Source organism: Streptomyces sp. NPDC002701 (assembly GCF_042889045.1).
GTDB lineage: Bacteria > Actinomycetota > Actinomycetes > Streptomycetales > Streptomycetaceae > Streptomyces.
In genome coordinates this window covers 633,482-644,846 of sequence record NZ_JBIAQL010000002.1, presented here as the reverse complement: position 1 = coordinate 644,846, position 11,365 = coordinate 633,482, and the positions used below count along the sequence as shown (strand labels likewise).

The window sequence follows — 11,365 nt, the reverse complement described above, 5'->3', positions numbered from 1 at the left end:
ACACAGCTGACCGTGCCTCCAGAGTGTGCGGAACCGGCTCAGCCGGAGGACCGCAGGTCATACTAAGGTAAGGATTACCTAACCAAAAGGCCCCCGTCTCGGTGGGACACGTGATCCCCACTACGATTAAGGTCTGCCTAACCTAAGGGAGCTGGCCGTTGGAGACCGCAAGGTGACGGGCAAGAGGGTGCGCCCTGTCCTTCTCGTGACACTGCTGGGTACCGTCCTGGCCGTCCTCTGCCTGCTCTCGCTCGCGCTCGGCGCGGCCAACGTCCCGCCGGACCAGGTGATCCGGGCCCTGTTCGGCGACGCCCCGAGCCGCTTCGTCGACAACGTCGTCTGGTCGGCGCGCATGCCCCGCACCGCGCTCGGGCTCACGGCGGGCGCGGCACTCGGGCTGGCCGGAGCCCTGATGCAGGCCCTGACCCGCAATCCGCTCGCCGACCCCGGAGTGCTGGGGGTCAGCGCCGGCGCCTCCTTCGCCATCGTGCTGGCCGTCGGGGTGCTCGGCATCAACTCCCTCTACGGATACGTGTGGTTCGCGTTCGCCGGGGCGCTGATCGCCACGGTGGCCGTCTATCTGCTGGGCGGCCTCGGGCGGTCCGGGATGACCCCGGTGAAGCTGGCGCTCGCGGGCATCGCCGTCACCTCGATGCTGTGGTCGTTCACCCAGGCGATCGTGCTCACCGACGTGGACGCGCTCAACAAGTTCCGCTTCTGGTCCGCCGGTTCGCTCGCGGAGGCCGACGACGGCATGGTCTGGCGGGTCCTGCCCTTCCTCGTCGTCGGCGGGGCGCTGGCGCTGGCCTGCGCGCCGGCCCTCAACAGCCTGGCCCTCGGTGACGACGTCGCCGCCTCGCTCGGCCGGCGCCTCGGGCTGGTGCGGCTGGCGGGTGTCGCCTCGATCACCCTGCTGACGGGGGCCGCGGTCGCGGTCATCGGCCCGGTCGTCTTCATCGGCCTGGTGGTCCCCCATGTGGCCCGCGTGCTGGCCCAGTCGGCGGGCATCGGCCCCGACCAGCGCTGGCTGCTGCCCCTGTCGGCGGTGCTCGCGCCCATCCTGCTGCTCGCCGCGGACATCCTCGGACGTCTCGTGGCCCGGCCCACCGAGATCCAGGCGGGCGTACTGGTCGCCTTCATCGGCGGCCCGTTCTTCATCGCCATGGTCCGTCGGCGCAATCTGGCGGAGGTGTGAGCGTGCCGAACCAGAATTCCGCTCTCAAGTCGCGTCCCACCGGCGGCCGTTCCTCGGGGTCCGGCCAGTTCCGCGCCTACCGGCTGGCTCTGCCGCCCGTCTCCGGCGTCTTCCGTCCCCGGCTGGTGGCCCTCTGCGCCGTCCTCGCGGCCGGCACCTTCCTGCTGTTCTGCTGGGACCTGACGACCGGCGACTACCCGATCGGCTTCACCGAGGTCGTCCGGGCCCTGGTGGGCTCCGGCGACCCCGGCACCGTCCTCGTCGTGGAGGAACTGCGCCTGCCGCGCGCCCTGGTCGGGCTGCTCGCCGGGGTCGCCTTCGGGGTCTCCGGCGCCCTCTTCCAGACCATGACGCGCAATCCCCTCGCCAGCCCCGACATGATCGGCCTCACCCAGGGCGCCGGCACCGCCGTGGTCGCGGGCATCGTGCTGGGCTGGGACGGCGGCCTGGGCACCCAGGCCCTCGGACTGCTCGGCGCGCTCGTCACCGCCCTGACCGTCTACGCGCTGGCCTGGCGGCGCGGCACCACCGGATACCGCATCATCCTGGTCGGCATCGGGGTGGCCTGGATCTGCACGAGCGCCACCGACTACCTGGTGGCCAAGGGCGGCCGCTTCCAGGCGCAGGCGGCGCTCGGCTGGCTGGTCGGCAACCTGAACGGCCGCACCTGGGGTCAGGTCGGCCCGCTCGCCGTCGCGCTGGCCGTCCTGCTGCCGACGGCCCTGCTCCTCGGCCGTCTGCTGCGCACCCTGCAGCTCGGCGACGACGTGGCCACCGGTCTCGGCACGCGCGTACAGCCCGTACGCCTCGCCATCCTGCTCACCGGTGTCGGCCTGATCGCCTTCGCCACCGCGTCCGCCGGACCCGTGGCGTTCGTGGCGCTCGCCGCGCCGCAGATCGCACAGCGGCTCGCCGGTACGGCCTGGCCGCCGACGGTCGCCTCGGGGCTGACCGGGGCGCTCGTGGTCCTGGGCGGCGACCTCATCGCCCGTACGCTCGTCTCCGGCACGGAACTGCCGGTCGGCATCGTCACCGGTGTGCTCGGCGCACCGGTCCTGCTCTGGCTGCTCGTCCGCGCCAACCGCGCGGGTTCAGGAGGTTGATCCCATGTCTGCCGACCCCCTGCCGGCTGATCCCCTGCCGGCCGGTCCCGTGCCGGGCCGCCGTGCGCCGGACGGCTCCGTGTCCGCCGGACCCGGTGCGCCCACCGTCCCCGATCCCGACCTGCGGGCGAGCGGTCTGCGCCTGGCGTACGACAACCGGATCGTGGTCGACGGCCTCGACCTGGCGGTTCCGCCGGGCCGCATCACGGCCATCGTCGGCGCCAACGCGTGCGGCAAGTCCACGCTGCTGCGTGCCCTCGCCCGGCTGCTGGCCCCCAAGGAGGGCGCCGTCCACCTCGACGGCCGGGCCCTGCAGTCCATCCCCAGCCGGGAGCTGGCCCAGCGGCTGGGCATCCTGCCGCAGAGCCCGGTCGCGCCGGAGGGGCTGACCGTCATCGACCTGGTCAACCGGGGGCGGTCACCGCACCAGACCTGGTGGCGGCAGTGGTCGAAGGCGGACGAGCAGGCCGTGCACCGGGCGCTGGCGGCCACCGGCATGACGGACCTCGCCGACCGGCCCGTCGACGAACTCTCCGGCGGCCAGCGCCAGCGCGCCTGGATCGCCATGGCGGTCGCCCAGGGCACGCCGGTGCTGCTGCTCGACGAACCGACGACCTACCTCGACCTGGCCCACCAGATCGACGTCCTGGACCTGGTCACCGACCTCAACCGCCGCGAGAACCGCACGGTGGTGATGGTGCTCCACGACCTCAACCAGGCGTGCCGGTACGCCGATCACGTCGTCGCCATGAAGGCCGGCAGGATCGTCGCCGAGGGCAGCCCGGCCGAGGTCATCACCGCGGAGACCGTCGAGGACGTCTTCGACCTGACCTGCCGCATCACGATGGACCCGGTCAGCCACACCCCCCTGGTCATCCCGATGGGCCGCCACCACGGCCACTGAGCGCCGTCCGCACGGGTGCGGGGAACCGCGCGAGCGGCTCCCCGCACCCGTGGCCGGGGACGGTCGCTCACGCCACCGCGTCCGGCACGACCGTCGTGCCACTCCCCGCCCCGCCGGCCAGCCCGTCGAGCAGGGCGTGCGGCACCCGCCCGTCGAGGACCCGTGCCACCCCCACCCCGCCCCTGACGGCCCGCAGACACGCCTCCATCTTCGGCCCCATACCGCCGTGCAGCCCGGGCAGCAGCCGCTCCAGCTCGCCCGCGCCGATCCGGTCGACGACCCGCTCGCTCCGGGGCCAGTCGGCGTACAGTCCCGGTACGTCGGTGAGGACGACCAGCACCCGGGTCCCCAGCGCGGCGGCCAGCGCGCCCGCCGCCGTGTCCGCGTTGACGTTGTAGACCTGCCCGTCCTCGCCGCGGCCCACGGAGGAGAGCACCGGGATGTGTCCGCTCTCCAGCAGCAGGCGTACGACCGCGGTGTTGACCCGCGTGACGTCCCCGACCAGGCCGATGTCCACGCTCTTCCCGGCCACTTCGGCGTATCGCTTGACCGCGGTGAGGGTGTGCCCGTCCTCACCGCTGAGGCCGACCGCGTGCGGCCCGTGCTCGTTCAGCAGTCCGACCAGGTCCTTCTGGACCTTGCCGGACAGCACCATCCGTACGACCTCCATGGTCTCCGGGGTGGTGACCCGCAGCCCGTCGAGGAAGTCGGATCTGAGCCCCAACCGGTCCAGGTGGGCGGCGATCTGCGGACCGCCGCCGTGCACCACGACCGGCCGGACGCCCGCGCCGCGCAGGGTGAGGACGTCCCGCGCGAAGGCCCGCCGGAGCGTGTCGTCGGTCATCGCGTGACCGCCGTACTTGACGACGACCGTGCGTCCGCGCAGCGGTGCGAGCGACTCCAGACGCCCGGCCACGGCGGCGGACACGGCGGTCCCGGTCACGGACGGGCCGTCAGGTAGCCGCCCATCGTGCGGAAGTAGTCGGTCGCTGCGTGCTCCGCCCCGTCCTCGGTGCGCACCCGCTTGACGACCAGCCCGCGCAGCCGGCCGTTCCTCGCCTCCGCGCCGGCGACGATCACGATTCCGTCGCCCTCGCGGATGAAGATGCGTCCCGGGGTGCCGCCGTAACACCCCTGCGACACCGCGGACTCGACGATCCTGAGCCGCTGTCCGCGGTGGTGGGTGAAGGCGTTGGGGTACGGGTCGCACTGCGCCCGTACGAGCCGCTCGATGTCCTCGGCCGGCCAGGTCCAGTCGATGCGGCTGTCCTCCAGGGACCGCTTGTGGAAGAAGCTGGCCCTGCTGCGGTCCTGCGGGATCCACTGGGCGCGGCCCGAGGCGATCAGGCCGAGGGACTCGTCGACGACCGGGCCGATCAGGTCGACCGTGCGGTGGAACAGGTCGGCGACGGTGTCGGTCGGGCCGACCGGCACGGCCCGCTGCAACAGGACGTCCCCGGCGTCGAGTTCGGCGTTCATGCGGTGCGCGGTGACACCGACCTCCCGCTCGCCGTTGATGAGCGCCCAGATCAGCGGGGAGAAGCCCGCGTACGCCGGGAGCAGCGAGTCATGGATGTTGAGCGTGCCGTGGAGGGGGAGGTCGAAGATCTCCGGCGGCAGCACGGTGCGCCAGTTGTTGGCGACGATCAGGTCAGGTCGCGCGTCCTTCAGGGCGGCGAGCAGTTCGGGGTCGTCGGGCCGGTTGCGCAGCAGCACCGGCACTCCGTGCTTCTCGGCCAGGTCGGCCACCGAGTCGTCCCAGATCTTCTCGTACACGTGGTCGCTCTTGGGGTGGGTCACGGCCATGACCACCTCGTGGTCGGAGTCCAACAGAGCCTGGAGGGTGCGATGCCCCCAGGTCTGATAGCCGAACATGACGACCCGCATAGTCGATCCTCTCTTAGGACACACCATTGCAAGGTAAGGCTAACCTTATTTACCATCGGTGCGTCTAGGGGAAGGAAAAGTTGCGGTGAACGCACTGCACGACGAGCCGGACGCCGTCCTTGACGTGCTCGGAATCGGATTCGGGCCGTCAAATCTCGCACTCGCCATAGCGGTTGAGGAACACAACGCCCAAGCCGCGCCACAGGACCGGATCAGCGCGGGATTCCTGGAGCGCCAGCCGTCGTTCGGCTGGCACCGGGGGATGCTCATCGAGGACGCCACGATGCAGGTCTCCTTTCTCAAGGACCTGGTCACCATGCGCAACCCGACCAGCGACTTCAGCTTCCTGTGCTTCCTGCGGGAACGGGGCAGGATGGTGGACTTCCTCAACGCGAAGACGCTGTTCCCCCTGCGGATCGAGTTCCACGAGTACTTCGAGTGGGCGGCCGCCCGCGTGGCCCACCTCGTCGACTACTCGGACGAGGTCGTGTCCGTCGACCCGGTGACCGGACCCGACGGGGAGGTCCGCTGGCTCGACGTCGTGAGCCGGGTGCCCGGCGCACCCGGCCGGACCGTCACCCGAAGGGCGCGGAACATCTCGGTGGCCGTCGGCCTGGAGCCGCATCTGCCGCCGGACACGGCCCTGTCGGACCGCATCTGGCACAACAGCCAGCTCGTGCCGCGCGTCCGCGAGCTGACGGCCTCCGGTGACCCGGTGGGCCGCGTCCTGGTGCTCGGCGCGGGCCAGAGCGGCGCCGAGGCACTCGACTACCTGCACCGGTCCTTCCCCGAGGCGGAGATCTGCGCGATCTTCGCGAAGTACGGGTACACACCGGCCGACGACAGCCCGTTCGCCAACCGGATCTTCGATCCGGAGGCCGTGGACGTCTACTTCCGGTCCGCCCCGGAGGTGAAGCAGTCCCTGGTCGACTACCACCGCAGCACCAACTACTCGGTGGTCGACATGGACCTCATCGAGTCGCTCTACGCGACGATGTACCGCGAGAAGGTCCAGGGACGCGAGCGGCTGCGCCTGCGCAACGTGTCCCGCATCCGGGACGTGCGCACCTTCGACGACCACCTGGAGGTCACCGTCGAGTATCTCCCCACCGGGGAACGGGAGGTGCTCTCCGCGGACGTCCTGGTCCACGCGACCGGCTACCGCCCCAGAGATCTCGACGCCCTGCTCGGCAGAACCGCGAAACTCTGTCTGCGGGACGACAAGGACGCCGTACGCGTCGGGCGCGACCACCGGGTCGAGCTCACCCCCGACGTCAGCGCGGGCATCTATCTCCAGGGCGCGACCGAGCACACGCACGGCCTCACCTCGACCCTGCTGTCCACGACGGCGGTCCGCTCCGGCGAGATCCTGGAGTCCCTGCTCGCCCATCGCACGAGCGACCTGGCCGTGCGAACCGGCTGAGGGGGCCGCCCCGGCGGGGTGTGACGTCACGGGTCCCGTGCCGTCACACCCGCGCGGACGTCACGGGTCCGATACGCCCTCACTGGGCAATGCCAAGGTCAGCAACTTAGAGTAGCCTCACCTAAGTTCTCTTCGTCCGATCCCGGAGGGGTTACGGGTGAGTCCTTCATATCCGTCGGGACGTGACGTCCTGCGGGAGTCGGTCAGAGGGCAGCGCCGGGACGTCGCCCTCGGCTCGCTGCTCGGTTCCGGGCACCAGATGGGCGAGGCGCTGGTGCCGGTCCTGATCGGCGTGGTGATCGACCGGGCCGTGACCGGGTCCGACACCGGCGCCCTGCTCCTGTGGCTCGGCGTCCTCGCCGTGGTCTATGTCGCGCTGGCCCTGTCCTTCCGCTTCGGCGCCTGGGCGGGCGACCGGTCCGCCGTGCGCTCCGAGCACACCTTGCGCATCACCCTCGTACGACGGGTCCTGCACCCGGGCGGCGGCGCCGAGGAGGGCCGGCTGCCCGGCGCCCTGGCCAACATCGCGACCGAGGACGCCAAGCGGGTCGGCGGCGTCAACACGGCGCTCATGTACGGGATCTCGGCCCTGGTCGGCATCCTCACCTGCGCCGTCGTGCTGCTGCGCACCTCGGTCCTCCTCGGCCTGGTCGTCCTGCTCGGCACGCCCGTGCTGCTGTGGCTCGGGCACCTGCTGAGCAAGCCCCTGGAGACCCGCAGCGAGGCCGAACAGGAGCGCGCGGCCCACGCGTCCGCCGTCGCCGCCGACCTGGTGGCCGGTCTCAGGATCCTCAAGGGCATCGGCGGCGAGCCGGCGGCCGTCGCCCGCTACCGCGCCACCAGCCGCGACTCGCTGCGGGCGACCCTGCGGGCGGCTGACGCGCAGGCGTTCCAGAGCGGCATGGTGCTCGCCCTGACCGGCTGCCTGATCGCCGTAGTCGCCCTGGTGGGCGGCCGACTGGCCGCCGAAGGAAGCATCAGCCTGGGCCAGTTGGTGTCGGCGGTCGGGCTCGCGCTCTTCCTGCTCGGCCCTCTCGAAGTGCTCGCCTGGGCCAACGCCGAGTTCGCCCAGGGCCGGGCCTCCGCCGGGCGGGTCGCGGAGGTCCTGGCGACCGCGCACGGCGTCACCGCGGGCGACCGGAGTCTGCCCCAGCCGGTGCGCGGCGCGGTCCGGCTCACCGGCGTCAGCCACGGCGGGCTGCGCGGGGTGGACCTGGACATCGTGCCCGGCGAGCTGCTCGGCGTGGTCGCCACCGACCCCGCCCACGCCACCGACCTGCTGCGCTGTCTGGCCCGGCGGGCCGACCCCGACGCCGGCACGGTGGAACTGGACGGGGTGTCCCTGCGGGACCTGGACCCGGCCGAGCTGCGTACGGCCGTACTGGTGGCCGAGCACGACGCGGACCTGTTCGAAGGCACCGTCCGCGACAACGTCACGGCCGCCGCCCCCGAGTCCGGCGATCCCGAACCCGCCATGACGGCCGCCGGAGTCGCCCAGGTCGCCCGGACCCTGCCCGGGGGCGAGGACACCGCGGTCAGCGAGCGCGGCCGCTCGCTCTCCGGCGGTCAGCGCCAGCGGATCGCCCTCGCACGGGCGTTGGCGGCCGACCGGCCCGTCCTGGTGGTGCACGACCCGACCACGGCGGTCGACGCGGTGACCGAGGCGGGCATCGCGGCCGGCCTGCGCGAGGTCCGCAAGGGCCGCACCACGGTGCTCGTGACCACCAGCCCGGCGCTGCTCTCCGTGACCGACCGGGTGGTGCTGCTCGACGACGGTCTGGTCACCGCCACGGCCCCGCACGCGGACCTGATAACCCGTCATGAGATCTACCGGGCGGCGGTGCTGGCATGAGCGACCTCGATCAGGCGTCCTCGCGCCGGGAACTGCTGCCCACCGCGACACAGGCCCGTACGCGCGCCGCCGTACGCGAACTGGTCCGCCCGCACCGGCGCCTGGCGCTCGGCGGCTTCGCCATGATGGTCGTGGCGACCGCCGTGGGTCTGCTGGTCCAGCCGCTGCTGGGCCGGATCGTGGACCTGGTCGCCGAGCACCGCCCGCCGGGGAGCGTCACCTGGCCGGTCGTCCTGCTGGTGCTGGTCGCCCTCGCGCAGGGCGCGGCCACCGTGGCGGGACTGGCACTGGTGGCCCGGCTCGGCGAGACCGTGCTGGCACAACTGCGCGAGCGGTTCGTCGAGAAGGCCCTGCGACTGCCCCTGGAACAGGTGGAGAAGGCGGGCGCAGGCGACCTGACGGCACGCGTCACCCGGGACGTCTCGGTGGTGGGCGAGGCGGTGCGCTCCGCGCTGCCCGAACTGGCCCGCTCCCTGCTGGCCATCGCGCTGACCCTGGCCGCGATGGCCGCGCTGGACTGGCGGTTCTTCCTCGCGGCACTGATCGCGGTGCCCGTCCAGGCGTCCACCGCGCGCTGGTACGTACGCAACGCCGTGCCGCTCTACGCCGAGCAGCGGATCGCGACGGGCGCCCAGCAGCAGCAGTTGCTGGACACCGTCTCGGGCGCCGGCACCGTACGGGCGTTCCGGCTGGAGGAGGAGCACACCGCCCGGGTGAAGCGGCGCTCGTCGGCGGCGGTCGAGCTGACGCTGCGCGGCGTACGGCTGGTGCTGAACTTCTACAACCGGCTGCACGTGGCCGAGTACGCCGGACTCGCGGCGGTCCTCGTCACCGGGTTCCTGCTGGTGCGCGGCGGGTCGGTGTCCATCGGTACGGCGACGGCCGCCGCGCTCTACTTCCACAGCCTGTTCACACCGGTCAACTCGGCGCTGGTCCTGCTGGACGACGCCCAGTCGGCGACCGCCGCACTCGCCCGCCTGGTCGGCGTCGCCGACGAGCCGACGCCCGAGCCGGCCGCCCCCGCGCCACGGGCCGCGGACCCGCACGGCGGCACCGTCACCGTGACGGGCGTCCACCACGCCTACGAGCCGGGCCGTCCCGTCCTGCACGACGTGGACCTCACGCTCCGGGCCGGTGAGCGGGTGGCGCTGGTCGGGGTGAGCGGCGCGGGCAAGACCACGCTCGCCAAACTCATCGCGGGTGTCCACCGGCCGACGGCCGGCTCGGTCCACGTGACCGGCGGGACGACCCGGACGGGGCTGCCGGTCGCCCTGGTCACCCAGGAGACCCACGTCTTCGCCGGACCGCTCGCGGACGACCTGCGGCTCGCGCGGCCCGGCGCCACGGACGGCGACCTGCGTACGGCACTGGCCGCGGTCGGCGCCCTCGGCTGGGCCGGGGCGCTGCCCGACGGCCTGGACACGGTCGTCGGCGACGGCGGGCACCGCCTCACCTCGGCGCAGGTCCAGCAACTGGCCCTGGCCCGCCTGGTGCTGGCCGACCCTCCGGTCGCCGTACTGGACGAGGCCACCGCCGAGGCCGGCAGCACGGGAGCCCGGCTCCTGGAGCAGGCGGCGGACCGGGCGGTCGAGGGCCGCACGGCACTGGTCGTCGCCCACCGGCTCACCCAGGCCGCCACCGCGGACCGGATCGTCGTCATGGACGGCGGCCGCATCGTCGAGAGCGGCACCCACGACGAACTGTGCGCCGCGGCCGGCCCCTACGCCTCCCTGTGGGAGGCGTGGTCCGGCACCCGCACGGCCCACCAGACCCCCACGCACCACCGCACCACGCACCACCCCAGCCCTGACACCACCACCGTGAAGGACCACTGATGCCCGGCTCCTCCAGAGGCGCACGCCTTGTCGCGGCGCTCGCCTCCGCGCTCCTCCTGTTCACCACCGCGGCGGCCTGCGGCTCCGACGACGACCCGGACTCCGGCTCGGCGGGCGCGGACAAGTCCGCGTCCGCGGACAGCGCCTTCCCGGTGACCCTCGCCCACAAGTACGGCAGCACCACCGTCAAGTCCGAGCCGAAGCGGATCGTCACGGTCGGGCTGACCGACCAGGACGCCGTACTCGCCCTCGGCAAGGTGCCCGTCGGGACCACCGAGTGGCTCGGCGGCTACAAGGGCGCCATCGGCCCCTGGGCCAAGGACAAACTGGGCGGCGCCGAGGTCCCGACCGTGCTGAAGGACACCGGCACGGGTCCCCAGACGGAGAAGATCGCCGCGCTCCGGCCGGATCTGATCCTCGCGGTCTACGGCGGCCTGACCAAGGAGCAGTACACGACCCTCTCCAAGTTCGCGCCCGTCGTGGCCCAGCCGAAGGAGTTCAACGACTTCGGTGTGCCGTGGCAGCGGCAGACCGAGATCATCGGCAAGGCACTCGGCCAGGAGTCCGCGGCGAAGGACCTGGTCAAGGGCGTCCAGGACGAGTTCACTGGCGCAGCCGAGGACAACCCGGAGTTCGCCGGGTCCACCGCCGTGATGGCGACGCCGTACGAGGGCATCTTCGTCTTCGGCAGCCAGGACCCGCGCTCCCGGATCCTGACCGACCTCGGGTTCAAGCTGCCGACCGACCTGGACAAGGTCATCGGTGACGAGTTCGGCGCCAACATCAGCAAGGAACGTACCGACCTGCTGAACACCGACGCCGCCGTCTGGATCGTCGGGGACAGGAAGAAGGACGAGGCGTCGCTCCACAAGAACGCGCTCTACGGCGACCTGGACGTGGTCGAGCAGGGCCGTGAGGTCTTCGTCGAGGAGAGCGGCGACTACGGCAACTCCGTCTCCTTCGTCTCGGTGCTCAGCCTGCCGTACATGCTGGAGCGGCTGGTCCCGCAGCTGGCCGCCGCCGTCGACGGCGACACCGCCACGAAGGTGACCGACCCGACCTCCTAGGAGTGACCTCGCGGTTGCGGCGGGGACGAGCGGATATAAGGCTCCGGGGTCATGGATGATCCGTGACCCCGGACCCCGCTGTGTCGGGCGACACGCTCG

Annotated in this window: 9 protein-coding genes; 7 read left to right on the top strand and 2 right to left on the bottom strand. The window is 72.3% G+C overall.

The genetic code is table 11. From position 1 onward, the window contains the following. The first annotated feature begins 172 nt into the window (after positions 1-172). From ACFYXC_RS07165 to ACFYXC_RS07155, 3 genes are all read left to right on the top strand, one after another. Entirely contained in the window at positions 173-1,195 is a 1,023-nt protein-coding gene (locus tag ACFYXC_RS07165; protein ID WP_388905224.1) for a FecCD family ABC transporter permease, read from the top strand. A gap of 83 nt (positions 1,196-1,278) precedes the next feature. Continuing rightward, positions 1,279-2,298, top strand: coding sequence for a FecCD family ABC transporter permease (locus ACFYXC_RS07160; protein WP_389548421.1), 1,020 nt, complete (start codon positions 1,279-1,281; stop codon positions 2,296-2,298). 4 nt (positions 2,299-2,302) lie between these two features. Further along, positions 2,303-3,202 (top strand): ABC transporter ATP-binding protein, encoded by a 900-nt coding sequence (locus ACFYXC_RS07155; RefSeq protein ID WP_389547884.1) that lies wholly within the window; start codon positions 2,303-2,305, stop codon positions 3,200-3,202. A gap of 67 nt (positions 3,203-3,269) precedes the next feature. Here ACFYXC_RS07155 and argB read toward each other — a convergent pair whose 3' ends face one another. Both argB and ACFYXC_RS07145 read right to left on the bottom strand, forming a co-directional pair. Continuing rightward, complete coding sequence (gene argB / locus ACFYXC_RS07150) at positions 3,270-4,118, bottom strand: acetylglutamate kinase (RefSeq protein ID WP_389548418.1); 849 nt, start codon at positions 4,116-4,118, stop codon at positions 3,270-3,272. 23 nt (positions 4,119-4,141) lie between these two features. After that, a complete protein-coding gene (locus ACFYXC_RS07145; protein WP_388905219.1) occupies positions 4,142-5,089 on the bottom strand; it encodes a methionyl-tRNA formyltransferase in 948 nt (315 codons plus the stop codon). 85 nt (positions 5,090-5,174) lie between these two features. On the opposite strand from ACFYXC_RS07145, the gene ACFYXC_RS07140 reads away from it, so the two are divergent. The 4 genes from ACFYXC_RS07140 (at position 5,175) to ACFYXC_RS07125 (ending at position 11,266) form a co-directional block, all read left to right on the top strand. Then, positions 5,175-6,512 (top strand): lysine N(6)-hydroxylase/L-ornithine N(5)-oxygenase family protein, encoded by a 1,338-nt coding sequence (locus ACFYXC_RS07140; protein WP_389547881.1) that lies wholly within the window; start codon positions 5,175-5,177, stop codon positions 6,510-6,512. A gap of 157 nt (positions 6,513-6,669) precedes the next feature. Next, the gene (locus tag ACFYXC_RS07135) at positions 6,670-8,364 is read left to right on the top strand and encodes an ABC transporter ATP-binding protein (RefSeq protein WP_389547879.1); all 1,695 of its coding nucleotides are present in this window, start codon (positions 6,670-6,672) and stop codon (positions 8,362-8,364) included. Then, entirely contained in the window at positions 8,361-10,199 is a 1,839-nt protein-coding gene (locus ACFYXC_RS07130) for an ABC transporter ATP-binding protein (RefSeq protein ID WP_389547875.1), read from the top strand. The genes ACFYXC_RS07135 and ACFYXC_RS07130 overlap by 4 nt, the downstream gene beginning before the upstream one ends. Beyond that, positions 10,199-11,266, top strand: coding sequence for an iron-siderophore ABC transporter substrate-binding protein (locus ACFYXC_RS07125; RefSeq protein WP_388905213.1), 1,068 nt, complete (start codon positions 10,199-10,201; stop codon positions 11,264-11,266). The genes ACFYXC_RS07130 and ACFYXC_RS07125 overlap by 1 nt, the downstream gene beginning before the upstream one ends. Positions 11,267-11,365 lie beyond the last annotated feature (99 nt).

Coding starts and splice junctions, on each gene's coding strand:
- ACFYXC_RS07130 (WP_389547875.1), top strand. CDS start 8,361: ATGAGCGACCTCGATCAGGCGTCCTCGCGCCGGGAACTGCTGCCCACC.
- ACFYXC_RS07125 (WP_388905213.1), top strand. CDS start 10,199: ATGCCCGGCTCCTCCAGAGGCGCACGCCTTGTCGCGGCGCTCGCCTCC.
- ACFYXC_RS07145 (WP_388905219.1), bottom strand. CDS start 5,089: ATGCGGGTCGTCATGTTCGGCTATCAGACCTGGGGGCATCGCACCCTC.
- ACFYXC_RS07155 (WP_389547884.1), top strand. CDS start 2,303: ATGTCTGCCGACCCCCTGCCGGCTGATCCCCTGCCGGCCGGTCCCGTG.